Origin of the sequence: Marinobacter sp. W-8 (genome assembly GCF_044342215.1) — a bacterium.
Taxonomy (GTDB): Bacteria; Pseudomonadota; Gammaproteobacteria; order Pseudomonadales; family Oleiphilaceae; genus Marinobacter; species Marinobacter nauticus.
Genome location: NZ_CP172297.1, coordinates 1118694 through 1139454 on the forward strand (window position 1 = coordinate 1118694; position 20761 = coordinate 1139454).

Annotated in this window: 14 protein-coding genes; 7 read left to right on the plus strand and 7 right to left on the minus strand. The window is 59.5% G+C overall.

Annotation, left to right across the window (positions count from 1 at the left end; translation table 11 throughout):
- Positions 1-259: 259 nt before the first annotated feature.
- The 3 genes from ilvD to ilvG are packed head-to-tail and all read right to left on the minus strand — an operon-like array spanning position 260 to position 3930.
- On the minus strand, positions 260-1936 hold the full coding sequence (ilvD, locus tag ACF8YQ_RS05170; RefSeq protein ID WP_396622778.1) for a dihydroxy-acid dehydratase: 1677 nt from the start codon (positions 1934-1936) through the stop codon (positions 260-262).
- Positions 1937-1957: 21 nt separating this feature from the next.
- Positions 1958-2236, minus strand: a complete 279-nt coding sequence (locus ACF8YQ_RS05175) for an ACT domain-containing protein (RefSeq protein ID WP_011785586.1) — start codon at positions 2234-2236, stop codon at positions 1958-1960.
- Positions 2233-3930, minus strand: coding sequence for an acetolactate synthase 2 catalytic subunit (gene ilvG / locus ACF8YQ_RS05180; protein ID WP_396622779.1), 1698 nt, complete (start codon positions 3928-3930; stop codon positions 2233-2235). The genes ACF8YQ_RS05175 and ilvG overlap by 4 nt, the downstream gene beginning before the upstream one ends.
- A gap of 332 nt (positions 3931-4262) precedes the next feature.
- Here ilvG and ACF8YQ_RS05185 point away from each other — a divergent pair, with 332 nt between their 5' ends.
- From ACF8YQ_RS05185 to ACF8YQ_RS05200, 4 genes are all read left to right on the plus strand, one after another.
- Positions 4263-5345 (plus strand): efflux RND transporter periplasmic adaptor subunit, encoded by a 1083-nt coding sequence (locus ACF8YQ_RS05185; protein WP_396622780.1) that lies wholly within the window; start codon positions 4263-4265, stop codon positions 5343-5345.
- Between the two features lie 5 nt (positions 5346-5350).
- A complete protein-coding gene (locus ACF8YQ_RS05190; protein WP_396622781.1) occupies positions 5351-8434 on the plus strand; it encodes an efflux RND transporter permease subunit in 3084 nt (1027 codons plus the stop codon).
- Complete coding sequence (locus tag ACF8YQ_RS05195; protein ID WP_396622782.1) at positions 8435-9172, plus strand: pseudouridine synthase; 738 nt, start codon at positions 8435-8437, stop codon at positions 9170-9172.
- Between the two features lie 148 nt (positions 9173-9320).
- Positions 9321-11195, plus strand: a complete 1875-nt coding sequence (locus ACF8YQ_RS05200) for a diguanylate cyclase (RefSeq protein WP_396622783.1) — start codon at positions 9321-9323, stop codon at positions 11193-11195.
- Here ACF8YQ_RS05200 and ACF8YQ_RS05205 read toward each other — a convergent pair.
- Positions 11186-12631, minus strand: coding sequence for an amidase (locus ACF8YQ_RS05205; protein ID WP_396622784.1), 1446 nt, complete (start codon positions 12629-12631; stop codon positions 11186-11188). The two genes, ACF8YQ_RS05200 and ACF8YQ_RS05205, sit on opposite strands and share 10 nt — an antisense overlap.
- 189 nt (positions 12632-12820) lie before the next feature.
- On the opposite strand from ACF8YQ_RS05205, the gene ACF8YQ_RS05210 reads away from it, so the two are divergent.
- Complete coding sequence (locus ACF8YQ_RS05210; RefSeq protein WP_396622785.1) at positions 12821-13429, plus strand: methyltransferase family protein; 609 nt, start codon at positions 12821-12823, stop codon at positions 13427-13429.
- 9 nt (positions 13430-13438) lie between these two features.
- Here the strand turns inward: ACF8YQ_RS05210 and djlA are convergent, their stop codons facing one another.
- Entirely contained in the window at positions 13439-14221 is a 783-nt protein-coding gene (gene djlA / locus ACF8YQ_RS05215; RefSeq protein WP_396622786.1) for a co-chaperone DjlA, read from the minus strand.
- A 49-nt stretch (positions 14222-14270) separates the two neighbouring features.
- Positions 14271-17087 carry an HD domain-containing phosphohydrolase gene (locus tag ACF8YQ_RS05220; RefSeq protein ID WP_396622787.1) on the minus strand — a complete coding sequence of 939 codons (2817 nt, stop codon included), beginning with the start codon at positions 17085-17087 and terminating at the stop codon, positions 14271-14273.
- Between the two features lie 90 nt (positions 17088-17177).
- Here ACF8YQ_RS05220 and alkB point away from each other — a divergent pair, with 90 nt between their 5' ends.
- Positions 17178-17828, plus strand: a complete 651-nt coding sequence (alkB, locus tag ACF8YQ_RS05225) for a DNA oxidative demethylase AlkB (protein WP_396622788.1) — start codon at positions 17178-17180, stop codon at positions 17826-17828.
- A gap of 4 nt (positions 17829-17832) precedes the next feature.
- Here the strand turns inward: alkB and ACF8YQ_RS05230 are convergent, their stop codons facing one another.
- Complete coding sequence (locus tag ACF8YQ_RS05230) at positions 17833-19113, minus strand: MgtC/SapB family protein (protein WP_396622789.1); 1281 nt, start codon at positions 19111-19113, stop codon at positions 17833-17835.
- A 160-nt stretch (positions 19114-19273) separates the two neighbouring features.
- On the opposite strand from ACF8YQ_RS05230, the gene ACF8YQ_RS05235 reads away from it, so the two are divergent.
- A complete protein-coding gene (locus ACF8YQ_RS05235; protein ID WP_396622790.1) occupies positions 19274-20761 on the plus strand; it encodes a SulP family inorganic anion transporter in 1488 nt (495 codons plus the stop codon).

Sequence of the window (20761 nt, forward strand, 5' to 3'; positions counted from 1 at the left end):
GGAAAAAGAACTCGCTTCGCTCAGACACCTTTTTCCGGCGAAAAATCCACCAACCACCCCGCGCCGACGGGCATTAGGGGTATAGCGGTGATGCACGTCGGTGGGGGGTATATCTGCTCTGCACGTCGGTAGGGGGTGTGGGGTATTTTTTCTGACAGGAAAAAGGTGTCTGAGCGAAGCGAGTTCTTTTTCCCGAAGAAAAAATACCCCATACCCCCGTACCTGCCCCTAGACGAGAAGGCTGGGAACCCAAGCCCCACTATGGCAGATCTGTTACCGCCCCAGTAGATGCAGAGCTCACCACACGGGCATATTTGGCCAGCACACCCCGAGTGAATCGCGGTTCTGGCGGCGTCCAGGCTTTGCGCCGCTTTTCCATTGCCGCGTCAGAGATTTCCAGCACAATCGAGTTGCTCACGGCATCAATGGTGATGGTGTCGCCGTCTTCCACCAGCGCAATTGGCCCGCCCACGGCGGCCTCTGGTGTGATATGGCCAACCACAAAACCATGGCTGCCACCGGAGAAGCGGCCGTCGGTAATCAGCGCCACGTCGCTGCCCAGGCCTTTACCCATAATCGCCGAGGTGGGGCTGAGCATTTCCCGCATGCCGGGCCCGCCTTTGGGGCCTTCGTATCGAATCACCAGCACGTCGCCGGCCACCACGGTGCCGTCCAGGATGCGCGCCTGGGCTTCCTCTTCAGAGTGAAACACTCGGGCTCGACCGGAAAAATGCGTGCCTTCCTTACCGGTGATTTTCGCCACCGAGCCTTCCGGAGCCAGGTTGCCATAGAGAATACGCAGATGGCTGTCGGCTTTGATGGGGTTATCGAAGGCATGGATAATCTGCTGGTCTTCGGGGTAGGGCACCACGGTCTCGAGATTCTCTGCCAGGGTCTTGCCGGTTACCGTGAGGCAGTCCCCATGCAGCAGCCCCCGGTCGAGCAGCATCTTCATTAGCGGTTGAATGCCACCAATGGCCACCAGCTCGGACATCATGTAGTGGCCGGAGGGGCGAAGGTCTGCCAGGACCGGTACCTGTTTGCCGATGCGTACGAAATCGTCCAGTGACAGCTCCACTCCCACGGTACTGGCCATACCCAGAAGGTGAAGCACGGCGTTGGTGGAACCGCCCAGCGCGATCACCACGGTGATGGCGTTCTCGAACGCTTCCCGGGTCATGATGTCGGAGGGCTTGATATCGGCTTCCAGCAGTTTCAGTACCGCGGCGCCCGCGGCTTCGCAATCCGCCAGTTTGCTGTCGGAAACGGCGTTCTGGGCGGAGCTGCCTGGCAGGCTCATGCCCATGGCCTCAATGGCGGAGGCCATGGTGTTGGCGGTGTACATGCCGCCACAGGAGCCTGGGCCGGGAATCGCGGTTTCCTCGATCTGTTTGACTTCGATCAGCTCCATGTTACCGCGGGCATGGGCGCCCACCGCCTCAAACACGGAGATGATGTCGGTATGGTTTTCGCCGGGCATGATGGTTCCGCCGTAAACGAAGACTGAGGGCCGGTTCAGCCGGGCAAGGCCCATCATGCAGCCGGGCATATTCTTGTCGCAGCCACCGATGGCGACCAGTCCGTCGAAGCCCTCACAACCGGCCACGGTCTCAATGGAATCGGCAATCACCTCGCGCGACACCAGAGAATATTTCATGCCCTCGGTGCCGTTGGCGATGCCATCAGAGATAGTGATGGTGTTGAAGATCAGGCTCTTGCCCCCGGCTCCGTCGGCACCCTTGGCGGCCTCCCGGGCCAGGCCGTCAATGTGCATGTTGCAGGGCGTAAGGTTACTCCAGGTGGAGGCAATGCCAATCTGGGGTTTGCGGAAATCCTCGTCGGTAAAACCTACCGCCCGGAGCATGGCCCGGCTGGCGGATTTATTGATACCGTCTACCACCGGTGCCGAGTGTCGGCGTCGTTTATCGGTTGTCATGCGTTATCCCTCTCCGTCGTTTCAAGCCGATCGCGACCGTGCCATGGTATCGGAGACCAGTTCAACTCCGGCAACGGTATGCAGTTTCTCCAGCTGAGATTGAAGCATAGCAACTGGCCGGGAACCCTCCAGCGTGAGGGCAATGTCGAGGGTATCGCCAGTTGATTCCATGGCCATCCTGGAAATCCGGAAGCCGCGTACCCGCACCACCCGGCACAGCCGCTCCAGAGCTGCCGCTTCCTGGTTCATGCGGCAATTCAGGGTATATCGTTGACTGGCGCTTTCATGATTCGGCTTCATGCTACCTGCTCCTTGCGGCTGTTCGTTTTACGGGGTTCGTCAATCATTTCCTTGTTGCTGGCGCCGGCTTTGACGATGGGCCAGACGTTCTCTTCACGACTGATGGCAACGTGCAGCAGCATCGGGCCGTTGTAAGCCAGAATGGTTTCGATGCCGCGGCGGATCTGGTCGGTCCGCTCAATGTGCAGGGCCGGGATATCGAACGCCCGGGCCATGGCGACAAAGTCCGGATTGTCGTCCAGATCGATCTGGCTTTCGCGGTTGTTGTAGAACAGTTCCTGTTGCTGACGAACCATGCCCAGGCACTGGTTGTCCAGAATGATCAGCTTCAACGGCAGGTTGTAGCGCCGTATGGTGGCCAGTTCCTGTGCGTTCATCATGAACGAGCCATCACCGGTCACGTTGATGACGGTGCGTGTTCGGTCCGAGAACTGGGCGCCGATGGCCGCCGGAAGCCCGAAGCCCATGGTGCCCAGGCCTCCGCTGGTAAGGTGGTGGCGTGGATGGGCGAACTGGTAATACTGGGCAACCCACATCTGGTGCTGGCCAACATCGCAGGCGATGACGGTGTCGTCGCCGGTGATGCCGGAAAGCTGACGGATGAATGCGGGGCCGGTAATGGGTGCCAACGGTTCCTCGTTATCTGCGGCGCGAAAGCCTCCGGTGGTATGCCAGGTGCGGCATTGTTTCTGCCAGGCGTCGATAGCCAGTGGCTCAGCCGCAATGGCATCGGTCAATGCCGCCAGAATGGCGTTCAGGTCACCACGCAGAGACAGGTCTGCCGGCCGCAGTTTGTTGATCTCGGCGGCATCGGCATCAATATGGATCATCCGGGCATTAGGCGCGAACCCGTCCAGCTTGCCGGTGGCTCGGTCATCCAGCCGGGCGCCGATGACGACCAGGAGGTCGCACTCGTCAACCGCCTTGTTGGCCGCCCGGGAACCGTGCATGCCGAGCATGCCCAGATCATTCGGGTTGTTTCGGCCGGCGTTGCCTATGCCTTTGAGGGTAACCACGCCCGGCAGCCCCGAGACTTCGGCAAAGGTACGAAAACGGTCTTCGGCTCCGGCCAGAGACACACCACCACCGCTGTAGAGCAGGGGCCGCCTGGCTGATCTCAGCATGGCCAGGGCCGGGCTGATCTCCGGGCAATGTGCTGGCGGTGCCTCGGTGCAGGCCGGGGCTGGAGCCTCAATCTCGGACAACAGAATGTCTTTGGGAATATCAATCCATACCGGCCCGGGGCGGCCAGCCTGGGCCAGGTCGATGGCTTCCTCCAGAATGCCCGGCAGGTCTTCGGGGTCATCCACCAGGTAGCTGTGTTTGACGATGCCCAGGGTCATGCCAAGGATGTCGGTTTCCTGAAAGGCGTCGGTGCCAATCAATCCGGAGGGGACCTGCCCGGTGATCACCAGCAGGGGAATGGAATCCATGTAGGCGTTGGCAACGCCAGTGATCAGGTTGGTGGCGCCGGGGCCGGAGGTGGCAATACAAACCCCCAGTTGGCCACTGGCCCGGGCGTAACCGTCTGCCGCCAGGGCGCAGGCCTGCTCGTGGCGGCACAGCACATGCTCCATTCCCACGTCATCCACCAGCGCGTCATACAGGGGCATGATGCAGCCACCCGGATACCCGAAAACCGTGCTGATGTTATGGCGGTGGAACGCTGCAAGAATGTGCTGTGAGCCGTTCATGGTCGTTTTTCCCTTTTTCTTTGCCGCAAAAAAGAAACCCCCGGGACCTTGCGGTGCCGGGGGTTTCTGGTGTCGTTGTCAGGTTGTCGCTATCTCACCCGCTTGTCCACGCAAAAGCCCCCGGACGGTACCACGACCACCAGGACTAGCTTCACAAGGACCATAACTGCGTTGAGATTCATGAAATCGACAATCTGCTCTGAATTGAGTTGAACAATGTGTGTAGAATCTAACCCACGTTTTCAGGCGGATGCAAGGGCTTATTTCCGGAAATTCAACCGGTGCCGGCTTTTTCGCTTTCTCAAACCAAATCTGTTCACGGCGAGTGGTGCATGACAAGAGCAAAATGGAGCTCCCTGGGATTATCCCTTCTGGTCATCGTCTTATTGGTTGTATGGATGGCAACGGGTGAGGTAAAAGTCGCCAGTGAAGAGGCGCCGGAGGCGCCGGCTTCCGAACAGGTATCTGTCACCCGGGTTGAGGTAACACCGGTCAGCGCGCGGGCTTATCAGCCAGCCCTGAAGCTTCAGGGCCAACTGGAACCCTGGCAGTCGGTTCAGGTCAGTGCCCGGGTGGCCGGCACCGTTGAGCAACTGAACGTTGAGCTGGGGCAGCAGGTGAAAGTGGGTACGGTGCTTGCGACCTTGTCGATGGATGGTCGGGACACGGTGGTACAGCGCTGGCAGGCCAGTATTCGCAAGTTGGAAGCGGATCTGGCCGCCGCCCGGAAGCTGCGTTCCAGCAATCTGGCCGCCGAAACTGAAATACTGCGTCTGCAGAGTGAACTCGCCGCGGCTCAAGCAGAACTCGCTGCGGCTGAACTGGCGCTGAATCACCTCAAGCCCATCGCACCGTTTGATGCTACTGTGAATCGTCGCGAAGTGGACGAAGGCAGTCTGGTGCAGGTGGGAACGCCCCTGTTTGAGCTGGTACAGATAGACCGCCTGAAAGCCACCGGACAGATCCCCCAACAATCGGCGGCGCTGGTTCAACCGGGGCAGGCAGTCGATATACAACTGCTGGACGGCTCCCGGCTGGCCGGCGTTGTCAGTTTTGTGGCCAGTGCTGCCAATCCAGACACCCGAAGTTTTGCGGTGGAAGTGGTGGTGGAAAATCCGGAACTGAGGCGTGCTGCGGGCGGCTCCGCCAGCCTGAGCATTCAACTGCCGGAGCAACAGGCCACATTCATATCGCCTGCCTACCTGGGGCTGGATGACGACGGTCGCCCCGGCGTGAAGTTTGTCGATGCTGATAACCGGGTGGTGTTCGAAACCGTACGGTTGCTGAGCGTCTCGACCGACGGTGCCTGGGTTGCCGGATTGCCGCCGGAGATCCGCCTGATTACCCGGGGCGCCGGATTTGTCTCGCCGGGTGAGCAGGTGCGCCCTGTTGACACCTCAGACCAGCGGGGCTGACCGCCATGCGAGTATTGATCGCCGCGGCCATGGACCGAAGCCGCACCACGCTGTTGTTGTTCCTGTTCCTGCTGTTGGGCGGTATGGCGGCCTACCAGGTGATTCCCAAGGAATCGAACCCGGACGTCACCATTCCGATGATCTATGTCTCGATGACGCTCGAAGGCATCAGCCCGGAAGACGCTGAGCGCCTGTTGGTCCGGCCCATGGAGCAGGAGCTGCGCTCGCTTGAAGGCATCAAGGAAATGCGCGGTACCGCCTCGGAAGGCCATGCCTCGGTGATGCTGGAGTTCGACGCCGGCTTTGATCCGGACAAGGCCTTGCAGGATGTCCGGGAGAAGGTGGATACCGCCCGCAGCAAGCTACCACAGGAAGCCGACGAACCCCGGGTGAATGAAATCAATGTGTCGCTGTTCCCGGTGTTGTCGGTAGGCCTGTCTGGCCCGCTGTCGGAACGCGAACTGATCACCATTGCGCGCCGTCTTCAGGACGCCATTGAAGCCATTCCGGAAGTGCTGGAGGTGGAAATTGGCGGTGATCGGGAGGATCTGCTGGAAATTGTGGTGGATCCCCAGGTGCTGGAAAGCTATGGCATCGATTTTGATCAGCTTGCCTCACTGGTTACCCGGAACAACCAGCTGGTGGCTGCCGGCTCGCTGGACACTGGCAATGGCCGGATGGCGCTGAAAGTGCCAGGGGTGATCGAAACCATCGAAGATGTGATGTCCATGCCGGTGAAAGTAGACGGAGACACCGTGGTTACCTTCGGTGATGTGGCCATGCTGCAGCGCACTTTCAAAGACCCCACCGGGTTCGCCCGCATCAACGGGGAGCCGGCCCTGGTACTGGAAGTTTCCAAACGTTCCGGTGCCAACATTATTGAGACCATTGAGCAGATTCGTGCCTTGATTGATGAGGCCCGGCCCCGGTTGCCGGAGACCCTCGATATACGCTTCATCATGGATCAGTCCGAGGAAGTGCGAGATATCCTCTCTGATCTGCTCAACAACGTGCTGACCGCCATTGTGCTGGTGATCATCGTGGTGATCGCGGCCATGGGGCCCCGCTCTGCGGTGCTGGTGGGGCTCACCATCCCCGGGGCGTTTCTGACCGGCATTCTGGTGATCTGGAGTATGGGCCTGACGCTCAACATTGTGGTGCTCTTCAGCCTGATCCTTGTAGCAGGCATGCTGGTGGACGGTGCCATTGTGGTTTCGGAGCTGGCCGATCGGAACCTGTCGGACGGTCAGCCGGTTAAGACCGCCTGGGTAGAAGCGGCCTCGCGCATGGCCTGGCCGGTCATTGCCTCGACCGCTACGACGCTCGCGGTGTTCGTACCGCTGTTGTTCTGGCCCGGTGTGGTGGGCGAGTTCATGCAATACCTGCCGATGACTGTGTTGATCTGCTTGATTGCCTCGCTTGCCATGGCGCTGGTATTCCTGCCGGTCATGGGCGGTGTCAGCGGCGGTCGCCGGCACCATCAGGATGCCAGCGAAGGGCGTTTCATGCGGGGCTATCGACAGGTGCTGGCCGCTCTTCTGCAGCGCCCGGGCCTGACCTTGCTTGGCACCCTGGTGGTGATTGTCGTGATCTACGCCGCCTATGGGCGCTTTAACCACGGTGTCGAGTTTTTCCCGAGTGTCGAGCCGGATTCGGCCCAGGTTCAGGTGCGGGCTCGTGGCGATCTGTCGGTGTGGGAACGGGATGCCATTGTGCGGGAAGTGGAGTCTCGGCTGCATAATATGCCGGAGGTAAAGGCCCTGTATGCGCGCTCCATGGTGACCACCAGCTCCCAGATGGCGCCGGATGTGATCGGCGTTCTGCAGTTCCAGTTCACGGACTGGTACACCCGCCGCACTGCCACGGATATTCTGGAAGACTTTCGGGAACGTACGGCCGACATTGCCGGCATTGAACTGGAGTTCCGCAAGCAGGAGGGCGGCCCGGCTGAAGGCAAGCCCATCGAGCTGCAGGTCAGCAGTATGGACAGTACACAGCTGGATGGTTATGTCGACAGCATTGAGAACCGCATGCGCGAACTCGGTGGTTTTGTCGATATTGAAGACGACCGGAGCCTGCCCGGGATCGAGTGGCGCCTGAATGTGGATCGTGAGGCGGCGGCTCGATTCGGTACCGATGTGTTGAGCATCGGCAGTGCGGTTCGGCTGGTAACCAATGGCCTGGTGCTGGCCACCTACCGGCCGGAAGATGTTCGCGATGAGGTGGACATTGCGGTGCGGGTGCCCAACAACTGGCGGGAGCTGGATCACCTGGAGCGCCAGACACTGAACACCCCCCGCGGTCAGGTGCCGCTGTCTGAATTCGTGGACCTGGAGCCAGGCGACAAGACCGGCTCGATCGTGCGGGTGGATGGCCAGCGCACGATCACCATCAAATCGGATATTGCGCCCGGCCGGCGGATGGACGAGCTGCTGCGAACCCTGCAGGCTGAGATGCCGGAACCACCGGAGGGGGTGAGCGTGCGCTTTGCCGGTGAAAACGAGGATCAGCAGCAGGCCGCAAACTTCCTGACCTCCGCTTTCCTGGTGGCGGTTGGCCTGATGTTGCTGATTCTGGTGACCCAGTTCAATTCCCTGTACCAGACCCTGCTGATCCTGTCTGCGATTGTGTTGTCCACCGCCGGAGTGCTTCTGGGCTTGCTGTTTTCCGGTCAGTCTTTCGGCGTGGTGATGGTGGGCATGGGAATTATTGCGCTGGCGGGTATCGTGGTGAACAACAACATCATCCTGATCGATACCTTCAACCAGATGAAGCGGGAAGGCAAAGCCGCCTACGAGGCAGCCCTGGAGACCGGTTGTCTGCGTTTCCGGCCGGTGTTGCTGACGGCAGTCACCACGATTCTTGGTCTTATGCCTATGGTGTTGGGGGTGAATGTCAATCTGCTGGAGCCGTCATTGGGTCTGGGGGCACCATCCACCCAATGGTGGACCCAGCTGTCCAGTGCCATCGCCGGGGGCCTTGCCTTTGCGACTCTGCTGACATTGCTGCTGACGCCCGCTCTGCTGGTTCTGGGAGAGCGCACCGGCCAGCGGGTCAGAGATCTGGCCGGGCGATTGAGGGAGCGTTAAGTGCTGAACCCTCTCACTGAAATTTATCGGGACGACTGGCTGCTGGCCGTGCACAAGCCAGCCGGATTGCTGGTGCATCGCAGTCCCATCGACAAGCACGAAACCGAGTTTGCCCTGCAGTATGCCCGGGCCATGAATGGCGGTGAGCATGTATACCCGGTGCACCGGCTGGATCGTCCCACCTCGGGCGTCTTGTTGTTTGCCCGGGATCCGGAAACCGCGCGTACGCTTGGTCTGGCGATGATGGCCAGTGCAGTGAGCAAAACCTATCTGGCGATGGTCAGGGGCTGGGCACCGGAGCAGGGGGTGATCGACCACCCGCTCCGGGAAGAGCCGGAAGACCGACGTCTCAAAGGCCAGGAGCAACCGGTTCGTGACGCGCTCACCCGGTATCGCCGGCTGGCGACGACCGAATTGCCCGTGGCGATTGAGCGTTACCCCACGAGTCGATACAGCCTGGTGGAACTGAAGCCCGAAACCGGCCGGAAACATCAGCTTCGCCGGCATATGAAACACATCAACCACCCGATCATTGGCGATGCCAACCACGGTCGGGGCAGGCACAACCGGTATTTCGCCGAGCGTTTCGGTCAGGGGCGCCTGATGCTGGCGGCTACGGAGTTGCGACTGAGACATCCGGTAACCGATGAACCCCTGTGTCTGAAGGCCCACCCTGAGCGCAGTTTCTTGCAGGTTTTGGCAATTTTTGACGGGGACGACCTTCCACTGCCGCAATAGCGGAGCGTTTCCGAACAGGCCAACTTGTGTAGCTTTTTATGTCAATTTGCGACAAATAGTACCCTCGGCAGACGCTTCGTTCACCTTGGTGCATACTCCTTTGTAGGCTTATAACCAATAACAAAGGCGCTTGACGCCAGAGACCCATATGCCAAGGCTCTTTGTCTTACTCAGTCTGCTGTGTTGCTTGTTGGCACCGTCGCTGTCGAGTGCCGAATCGGTGGAATGGGGCCCGTTCTCCAAGCGACTGGAGCTCTCCCGTTTCGTCGACTACTGGAAGGAAGAGGGCGCCCGGTCGGTCGAAGACGTTCGTGGTTTGCCGGCGCAGGCCTGGACCCGGAACGGGAGCGACAGCGTCAGTCTTGGCTATGGCGACGACATCTACTGGTTCCGCGTCGAGCTGACCAATACTCTGAAATCCGAAGCCAGCAATTTTCTGGAAATTGGCTACCCGGTTCTGGACCACGTTGAAGTCTATCGGGAAGTCGACGGCAGCATGCAGGAGCCCTTGCTGCTGGGCGACAAACATCCCTTCTACGATCGCCCGATTCACCACCGCAATTTCATTGTTCCCCTGCCATTACCTCCGGAGTCCACCACCACGGTCTATTTACGCGTGGACACCACCAGCTCCATGCAGGTGCCGATGACGCTCTGGGATCAGGATGCCTTCTACTCGGCGGAGCAGGCCCGGAGCCTGTTTGAGGGCATCTACTACGGCATTGTCCTGGTGATGATTCTCTATAACCTGTTCGTGTTCATGGCCGTGGGAGAGCGCAGTTTTCTGTACTATGTGGGCTACATTGCGGCCATGCCACTGTTTCTGGCGTCGCTGCATGGTGTGGCGTTTCAGTATCTGTGGCCGGAAGCAATCTGGTGGAACGACCAGTCCATTATTGTTTTCCTGAACCTGGTGGTGCTGTTCGGTGGCGCCTTCAGCATCCGCTTCATCAGTGTTACCCGGCAGAACCACCCTTGGCTCAACCGCTGGACCTGGGCCATGATTATGGCGGCTGGCTTGCTGGCGGCGGCCGGTTTGCTGATTCCGTATCGCTGGATGATTCTGCCCACCATCCTGGTGGCTTTTGTGGGTTGTTCCACCATGCTCATGCTCAGCGTGGTGCGCTGGATCAAGAAGGACCCGGCTGCCCGCTATTACACGGTGGCCTGGGTGTTCATGCTGTTTGGCGGGATCGTATTGGCGCTGAGCAAGTTCACTATGTTGCCACGCAATCTGCTGACTGAGAACGCCACACAGGTGGGGTCGGCACTTGGCGTGATTCTGCTGTCCATTGCCCTGGCGGACCGACTGAACCGGGAAAAGAAGAAGTCCTTTGCCGCCCAGCAGAAGCTGTTACGGGAGGAGCGCAAGGCCCGACTGGCCCAGGAAAAATCGCTTCGTATTCAGCAGGAAGCCAACGCACTGCTGGAGGAAAGGGTGCAGGAGCGGACCCGTGACCTGGAAATCCTGAACGAGCAATTACTGGAACTGAGCGCGACCGATCCCCTCACCGGCCTGAAAAACCGCGGGCATTTCGACCAGAAATTTCAGTCCGACGTGGTGCATGCCTATCGATTCGAGGAAACGCTGTCATTGCTGATAGTGGATATTGATCACTTCAAGGGCTTCAACGATACCTACGGCCACCTGGTGGGCGATGACTGCCTGAAAATGGTGGCGGACTGCATCAAACAACACGTGACCCGGCCGCAGGATCTGGCGGCCCGATACGGCGGTGAGGAGTTCGTTGTGTTATTGCCGGATACGCCGGAAGCCGGTGCCCTTCGAGTGGCTGAGCGAATCCGAGAGGATATCCAGAAAATGGCGTTCCGGGTGTCCGATCAGGTGCTTCACCTGACCGTCAGCATCGGTGTGTGCAGCTGTGCGCCGAGCCAGGCGGACGCCACCAAGGCATTATTCGCTTGTGCCGATGACGCGCTTTACCAGGCCAAGGCGGAGGGCCGCAACAGGGTGATTGCAAACACCCAGGCCGGGCAGGACCAGGCAGTCTGTCAGGCCTGATTTGACCGGGCTGCCTGGCTTAGAGTGGGCCAGGGGTGGTTGGCTTCCAGCGCGTAGGCAATTTCAAGTAGCGTTCGCTCATCGCCATGCCGACCCATAAACTGCACCGAAATGGGCAGGTGCTGGCTGCTTTCCCCCATAGGCAAGGCGATAGCCGGAGCACCTGTGGCGTTGGCCAGCGGCGTAAAACTCACATAGCGGGTCAGCCGTTCGAACAGGGTATCGAAAGGTACGCCGGGGTTCAGATGGCCCAGTGGCGGAGTGGTGTGTCCCAGTACTGGCGTCAGCACCGCGTCATAATCATTCATGTGCCTCTGATAATCGTGCCAGGACCGTTTCAGCCGCCAGATGGCAGCGGGCAGGCGCCAGAACTGGCGGCGGAACATTTTGTCCAGGCCATTGGTCAGGCCGTCCACTCGGGATTTGTCGAAATCCGGGTGATAGAGCTTCTTACCGCGGGCTTTTACACCGAACGCGAGCATCCCCCAGTAAAGCGCAAAGTCATCCGGAAATGAGCTGGCGACCGGCACATCCATGGGCTCGATAATGTGCCCGAGCTTTTCCAGGTAGCGGGCAGTCTGCTCAACGGTTTGCCGGGTTTCCGTATCGGTGGGGTGGCCGTTGATGGAGTCCAGAACCAGGCCAATGCGCAGTTGCCGGCCAGAGGGACCATGTACATGCCCGATGGCTGGGAGTTTCCGGTTTTTGAACCAGGACTCTGCGTGCGCCAGGAAGCCGGCGGTATCACGCACCGAACGGGTGACGACGCCATCACTGATGATGTTGATGGGCAAATCCCGGGCGGCATCATTGTCCACGACGCGCCCCCTCGTCGGTTTCAGGCCCACCAATCCGCAACAGGCCGCCGGTATGCGGATCGAGCCACCACCGTCATTGGCGTGGGCAATGGGCACCACACCGGCTGCCACCAGGGCGGCAGCGCCGCCCGAAGAAGCGCCGCAGGAATAGTCCAGGTTCCATGGGTTGCGTGTCGGGTCTCCCTGGGCGGGCTCAGTTGAGGCGTTAAAGCCGAATTCCGGCAGTGTGGACTTGCCCAGGCAAACATAGCCCTGAGCCAGCATCTGCTGGGCAAACGGGCTGGTTCTGCTTGCCACCCGGGGCGGAACCGCCTGTGATCCGTGCCCGGTGGGTAAGCCCTCAACGTCCGTGTTGTCCTTGATATAGGTAGGCACGCCGGCAAAAGGGCCGGTCTGGGCGCCCGGGCGCTGGCTCTGCGTCAGCGCCGGTTGATAACGTTCGGCCACCACACCATTGATCACCGGCGCTGCCAGCCGTGCCCGCTCAATCGCCGCCGCCGTGACTTCCTGTACCGAAACTTCGCCTGAACGAATCCGTTCGGCAAGGGCGGTGGCGTCGTTGTCGGCCATCGCGTCGTTGCGGAAACAATGGAAGCGGGTACTGGCTGGCTGATTCATGGCGGCTCCTGAATGCAAAAACAGAGGCTTACTAACATAACCCAGGCTTAAACGTGACGATATGTCATTTCAGGTGTGACGTCACAAAACAGGTGCAAAAGGTGGGTTTGTAAGGATTGCGTCCCGTCTCTTTCAATGCAGCGTCAAGCACAGTAAGCTGGTTGCCAACCTACTGAACCAGAATGAATAATGGATCTGATTGAGCCTGCTGTCCGGGTTTTCCTCGGCGTCTTTTTCCTGATGATTGGCCTGCAGTTTGCCGCCCGTACACTCGGCCTGTATTCGCGACTGGGCTTCTCACACATCAATTATGGCAAGACCGGGACGGCCACCTGGTGGCATCGTCATACCTTCAACCTGTTCCGGGCTGCGATCCTGCTGATTTGCCTGGCCAGGATCTGGGTTGATCTGGATGCCTGGCTGGGCGTTATCCCCATGCTGTACCACTGGCCGGTATTACTGACTGGCGCCGTTTTGCTTCTGGTTTCCTACACCTCGGTAAATTACCTGCAGGCCTACATGCATGAGGACTGGCGTTCCGGCATTGATGACCACCATGGCAGTGGCCATTTGCTGACCGAGGGGCCTTTTGGTCGCAGCCGAAACCCGCTGTTTCTGGCGGTGATGACGGGGCAGTTGGGGTTCTTTCTGGCGTTGCCCAGTGTGTTTTCGCTGGTGTGTCTGGTGACTGGCTTGCTGGTAATCATGCGCCAGGCCAGGGAGGAGGAGAAAGCCCTGGCCAGGCGTTTTGGTGAACAGTACGAGGCCTATTGCAAACGAGTGCCCCGCTGGTTCTGACCGCCCGGTTCAGGACGCTTTGTTCCGCGCTTCCTTGATCACGTCGTAAGCGTGGCTGATTTCACGGGTTCGTTCTTCCGCCATTTCCCGCATACTTTCGGGCAAGCCGCGTCCGGCGAGTTTGTCTGGGTGGTTTTCACTCATCAGCTTGCGGTAAGCGCGCTTGATCTCGGCGTCTGAGGCCTCTGGCGAGACGCCAAGAACCTTGTAGGCATCATCGATCTGCTGGCTGCTGGAATAATTGCGGGTACCGCCCGCCTGGCCGGCATGGGCACCACGCAGCATAGCTTCGAGCTGGTCGACCTGACTTTCCGGCAGCCCCAGCCCACGGGCGATACGAACCAGCATTTCGTGCTCGGCCGGATGTACCTGCCCGTCTGCGGCAACCGCAGACACCTGTACCTGCAGAAACATCTGCAACAGCACCGGCTGGCGGCCAGAAGCCTGCATGAAGCGCTGGAGTTCGGCATCCAGGTCGAAGTCCGATGCTTTACCCCGGTTGAACGCTTCCTTGGCCATGGCTTTCTGGGATTCGTTCAGGCGAAAGCGAATGAACATGGCCTCTGCCATCTGGATTTCATCCCGTGAGACCACGCCATCGGCCTTGCACAGGGCGCCCATCACCGCGAATACGGATTCGATGAAACTGGCCTGCAGCCCCTGAAGCTTGCCCAGCAGTCGGCTTTTCATGCGCTGGAACAGGAACGCACCAATGGCTGCGCCAACCAGAAAGCCGGGGAATCGACCAACGGCATACCCGATCAGACCACCAAAAATGATTGCGAACAGCATTCTCTATCCTTCGTTGAGTAAACAGTCCTGAGAATATACGTGTTTTTGGTCAGGGCTTCATGAACAGGCTTTCATCCACGGTATCGATCTGCTCGGCCTTCAGGTGCTGGTCACCGTAGCGCCGATAGGTGCCGGAGCGGACAAAGAGCAGAAATACGTCCCGGTCTATATGGCCCTGCCGGGTCATGTTATCCATGATATTCAGCGCTTCAGACAGTGTCTTGCCCTGCTTGTAGGGGCGATCCACGGCGGTCAACGCCTCGAAGATGTCTGCCACGGCCATGATCTTCTCTGGAATGCTCATGTCCTCACCGCTCAGGCCGAAGGGGTAGCCCTTGCCATCCATACGCTCGTGGTGGGTGCCGGCCAGGCGGGGCACCCGGGCCAGACGGTCTGGCAGGGGCAGGGCGTCCAGCATGCAGATGGTCTGGACAATGTGTTCGTTGATACGGAAGCGCTCTTCTTCCGTCAGGGTGCCGTACTGGATGGTCAGATTGTGGAGTTCTCCCCGGTTGTAGGCATACTCAGGCAGCTTCATGTCAAAGCCCCAGAGATTGCGCGGGTCGTCCCGCTGGACCGGAGGCACCCGGTCGCCCCAGGTGCGAATATGCCAGGGTTTGTCTGCCAGCAGTGGCTCTGTGGCGGGCAGTGCCGCTTCCGGAGAATCCGCCAGGGCTTGCTGCTCATCCCCGGAGAGGCCCAGCCGGTCACTGAAATGGCGTTGCCAGGTCTGGGCTCCGATCTGGCGAATGCGCGCTACATCCTCGTCCGACATGGACTCACTGCCCACATTGGCGTTTGCCAGGAAGCCAAAGTCAGCCTGCAGTTTTGCCTGGGCCTCATCTCTGTAACGGGCAGCCTGGGTCGGGTCTTCTCCATTCAGGCAGGCTTGAAGGTAACGGACCTCGGCATCCCGGTGCAGGATTTCAAAGCGGGCCCGGATTTCGTGGATGCGGTTGTAGATGGTTTCCAGCTTTACGGCTTTGTCGACCACATATTCCGGGCTGGTGATCTTGCCGCAGTCGTGCAACCAGGCCGCCAGGTGAAATTCGTAACGTTCGTCTTCGTTCATGCGGAAATGGGCAAAAGGCCCTTCCGATGCCTGCTCTGCCACCTCCGTGATCATCTGGGCGAGCTTGGGTACCCGCTCGCAATGACCACCGGTGTAGGGCGACTTGGCATCAATGGCGCTGGCCACCAGGCGGATAAACCCATCGAGCAGGGCCTGCTGGCTTTCGATCAGTTCACGGGTTTCGATGGCAACTGCGGCGGAGCCGGCAATTTCATCCACGAAAACAATCAGGTCATCACTGAGGTAGGTGTGGTCGCCCACTTCCATTTCGATGATCAACGCACCAATGAGTTTCTTGCGTCGATTACGCAGGATGGCAAACACCGGGTGGCCGGATATGTGGTTTCTTAGCTGGCGAATGATCTCGTTATCGTCTGCCGCCTGGTTGATGGCTGGCAGGCTGGCGGGCAGTTCAAGACCGCGGTTAACCGCCAGGTCGAGCTTATGTTCATGGCTGCTGTACAGGTAAATCGCGCCCCGTTCCTGGCTGACGATGGCGATGATCTGATCAAGAATGTCGCGTAACAACTGGTTCAGATCCTGGCCCCGGTTGAGCACCGTGGCGATGTTCTGGAAGCTTCGGATGGTGCGGGCCATGTCATCCAGGGCAATGCTGAGCTCTGAGGCTTCCCGGATATGCGACTCCGAACGGATTGGCGTGTCAAAGCGGAAGCGGGAGAGGCTGCTGACCCGGTCGGTCAGACGTTCAAGGGGTTTGCCCACCTGGCGCCCCATAAACCAGCCAAGTATCAACAGCAGCAGGGCAATGGCTCCGGCGATCGCGGTCTGGCGGGCAAGGGCAGCCCAGACATCGGCCAGCAGTTCATCCGAGGGAATGGCGACAACCACGGAGAGTGCTTCATCGGGCAGGGTTCCAAGTCGCTCGGCCATGCCATACCAGTCACGGCCCTGCTGCTGAAAGCGGCGGATTTCCCGGTTGGTGCCAGGCTCAAGCACCTGGCGGATCACGGCATCGGGCTCGGTGTTACCGTCGGCGTCTGCAAGCAGTTCCCCGGAGGCGCTGACAATGGCCAGCCGGCTGCCTGGGGTCTGTTTCAGCTCCGCCAGTTGCGAGCCCAGGTCGGTCACGGTGACATCAACACCCAGCACGGTACCCGGGATACTGGCGGCCCTCTGAGACAGGGTCAGCCCGGTTTCCTGGGTGGTGAAAAACACATAGGGCGCTGATAGCTGCAGTGAATCTCCGGCCCTGGCTGCCTGATACCAGGGGCGCTGGCGGGGATCATAGTCGTAATCCGGCAGCGAGCGGCGTTCGAGCAGTTCCAGGTCGCTATTATAGAATTGCCAGATGCCCTTGCGCAGGTTGCCCTGGTATTCCAGGCTTTGCAGCAGATAGCGACTGGTTGCGGGGGCGTCCGGAAACTGGAGTGAGCCTGAACTGCGAATCTTACGGAACAGGAAAAAATCGCCATTGTCATAGCCTGCGTATACCGCACTGACAATATCGCTGCTGGTGAGCACATCGGCAATCACCGGCAGGCGTTGCCGTCGTTGCTCAAGGGTGGAACTCCGGGTGAGTGGGTCGTGCCGCAACAAGGCCAGCGCCGTAGCCGGCGGTTGGGTAATGGCATTGATACGATCGTCCACGCTGAGAGCCAGCTGTCGGGCAGTGGCGGCGGCAGCGGTGACCTTGGCCTGTTCCATGCCCCGATAACTCTGGGCCACCAGTGTGATGGCCAGTATCAGCATTCCCAGGGTAATGGCAGAGGCTATCAGGAATGCCAGTGATACCCGGGCGGACTGTTTGTTGTGTGGCGGTTTTGTCTGTCTCACAGCGTCGGGATCCAACGACGGATGAAGGGTTCTCTAAGTGTAGACGCTCTGCGGGCGTTATTCTGATTTCAGAAGATAAGCGAGTGGCTTATGACGCCAGATCTGTTTTCCGGGTTGAACGATCAACCGACAATGGAAGCCTTTGACGAGGGCGTGGTTGTGCTACGGCGCCATGCCGTGAAGCACCAGCAAGCCTTGATACGAGATATAGAACAGGTGGCGCGACAGGCGCCGTTTCGCCACATGAAAACGCCGGGTGGCCATCAGATGTCGGCCGCCATGACCTGTTGCGGCCCCCTGGGATGGGTGACTGACGAGACAGGGTATCGCTACCAGCCTCAGGATCCCTTATCCGGGCTTCCGTGGCCGGCCATGCCCGAAAGCTTTGTCTCATTGGCCTGCAAGTCAGCCCGGGAAGCGGGATTTCCCGGCTTTGACCCGGATGCCTGCCTGATTAATCGCTATCAGCCAGGGGCCAAAATGGGTTTGCATCAGGATAAGGATGAAAAAGACTTTTCCTGGCCCATTGTGTCGGTATCCCTGGGCTTGCCCATTGTGTTTCAGTTTGGCGGGCTTAAGCGCAGTGACCGCCCCGCGCGTATTCTGCTGGAGCACGGCGACGTGGTGGTCTGGGGCGGCCCGGCCCGTTTGCGCTACCACGGTGTACTGACCCTGAAAGCCGGTGAACACCCGGTGACCGGCTCGGCCCGCTACAATCTGACCTTCCGCAAGGCTGGCTGATGCCTTATTGCAGCCAGGCCACCAACAGGCCTGCGGCCAGAGATAACACCATCGGGCCAGCCACCAGCAGACCGGTTTGTCGGTTGCCGATACTCCAGGCGATGCCCGATTTCACCAGATTATTCACCGCTGCCGCGATGACAATCCCCAGCACGGCTGCATCCATGCCCAGGCCATCGTTGGACATCCGGGTAAGAGACAGGGTGATGGCATCGACATCCGCCACGCCAGAGGTGGCGGCCAGGGCGTAAATGCCGACATCGCCAAAGGCATTCTTGAGGAATTCCCCCAGTAACAGAATGGCGGTCAGCAAGAAACCGAACACCAGCGCGGAAGAGAGATCCAGCGGGTTCTGGTTCATGGTGGGCTGGCTCACCTGCAGTTGCCGGGCGTTGCGGCGCCAGATAATCAGCGCGGGCACGTAGAGGAGGGCGGTCATCATGGCGACCGGCCAGATCAGGCTGGGTAGCAGTGCCTTGTTGATGACCAGGCAATAAACCAGAATCCGAGGGAACATGGTGCCGCAGGCAATCAGGATGCCGGCAGCAAACTGCGGGCTGAAGTCGGGATTCTTCGCCGATTGCCGGGCGAAGTGCAGGCTCAGGGCGGTAGATGAACTCAGCCCGGCAAACAGACTGGTGAACAGAATGCCTTTGCGGGCTCCGGCCACCCGGATGGCAAAGTAACCGACAAATGAGATGGAGGCGATCATCACCACCATCCACCAGATTTCCCGGGGGTTGAGCACGCCACCCGGTCCCATAGCCTCGTTTGGTAGCAGAGGCAGCATCACCACCGAGATCAAGAGCAGTTTAAGGGCCGCGTCCAGTTCGCTGGCCTGAAGCTTGTGTACCCAGCCGTGGATTTCTTGCTTGTTGTCCAGAATGATGGCGGTGACCACCGCAGCAGCGGTGGCGATCACCGGATCCACCGCCACGGCAACGGCGCCAAAACAGAAGGTCAGTAACATGCCGACCATGCCGGTAATGCTGAAATTGCGGATGTGTTCCAGGCGCTCGCTGTAGGCCACCAGCCCCATGGCCACTACACTGAGTAGCAATACCGGAAAGGCCCAGGGGGTAATCTGCTCCGACAATACGGCGGCAATACCGCCCAACAGCCCGACCAGTGAGAAGGTGCGGATACCGGCAATGCGTTCCCCGGATTTCTGCTCCCGGGCATCCCAGCCCCGCTCCAGGCCAATGATGGCTCCGAGCAGCAAGGCCACGGCCAGATTGATGGTGGTCTGGTTGGCGTTTAGGAACTGGCTTGCTACATCATCCATGTACTTGTCACCAAAAAGATTATTTAAACGCATTCTAGGCAATTAGCGGCCCCGGCGGCACCCCCGGTCTGTCGGGATGGCCATACTTTCAGGACGGTTTCTGGTACCCTTCGCGGCCCCGATCTGATATCCCCAGGAATTGAAAGCGACACCCCTGACCATGACAAACGCACTCAAGCAGAACTGGTTTTCGAACATCCGCGGCGACTTGCTCGCCGGAACCGTGGTTGCGCTGGCACTGATTCCGGAGGCGATTGCCTTCTCTATCATTGCCGGGGTTGACCCGAAAGTGGGCTTGTATGCGTCCTTCTGTATTGCCGTGATTATTGCCTTTGTAGGTGGTCGCCCGGGAATGATCTCGGCGGCCACCGGCGCCATGGCGCTGCTGATGGTGACGCTGGTGAAAGAGCATGGGCTGCAATACCTGCTGGCGGCAACCCTGCTGACCGGTGTGATCCAGATTGCCGCTGGCTATCTGAAACTGGGCGGCCTGATGCGGTTTGTGTCCCGCTCGGTGGTGACCGGTTTTGTGAACGCTCTGGCCATCCTGATTTTTATGGCCCAGTTGCCGGAACTCACCAATGTGACCTGGCATGTTTATGCCATGACCGCTGCAGGCCTGGCCATTATCTATCTGTTTCCGCTGATACCCACCGTGGGCAAACTGATTCCCTCGCCCCTCGTCTGCATTGTCGGCTTGACCATTGTGGCCATGGTCATGGGGCTTGATATTCGCACCGTGGGTGATATGGGTGAACTGCCGGATACCCTGCCGATTTTCCTGTGGCCAGAGGTACCACTGACCCTTGAAACCCTGATGATCATCCTGCCGTACTCCATTGCCCTGGCTGTTGTGGGCCTGCTGGAATCCCTGATGACGGCGACGATTGTCGATGATCTGACGGACACCACCAGCGACCGTAACCGCGAGTGCAAGGGCCAGGGCATCGCCAATATCGGGTCCGGCCTGCTGGGCGGCATGGCCGGCTGCGCGATGATCGGCCAGTCCATCATCAACGTGAAATCCGGTGGTCGCACACGTTTGTCCACGCTCACGGCCGGTGTCTTCCTGCTGATTCTGGTGCTGGTGCTCGACAAGTGGCTGGTGCAGATTCCGATGGCTGCCCTGGTGGCGGTGATGATTATGGTCTCCATCGGTACCTTTAGCTGGGATTCCATACGTAATCTCAGGGAGCACCCATTGTCCACCAATATCGTGATGCTGGTGACGGTGATTGTGGTGGTCGCCACCCATAACCTGGCTTTCGGCGTACTGGCCGGTGTGCTGCTGGCGGCCCTGTTCTTCGCCAACAAGGTTGGCCATTACATGCTGGTGAGCTCCGAGCTGGACGAGGCAACGGACACCCGTCGCTATACCGTGGTGGGCCAGGTGTTTTTCAGTTCCTCGGAAAAATTCCTGGAATCCTTTGACTTCAAGGAAGCGGTGGACAATGTTGTGATAGACCTCAGCCGCGCGCACTTCTGGGACATTACCGCCGTAGGCGCGTTGGACAAGGCAGTGATCAAGTTCCGCCGTGAGGGTGCGGATGTGGAAGTGATTGGCCTGAATGAGGCCAGTGCCACCATCGTTGACCGCTTCGGGGTGCACGACAAGCCCGACGCCGTTGACCAGCTGATGGGGCACTGA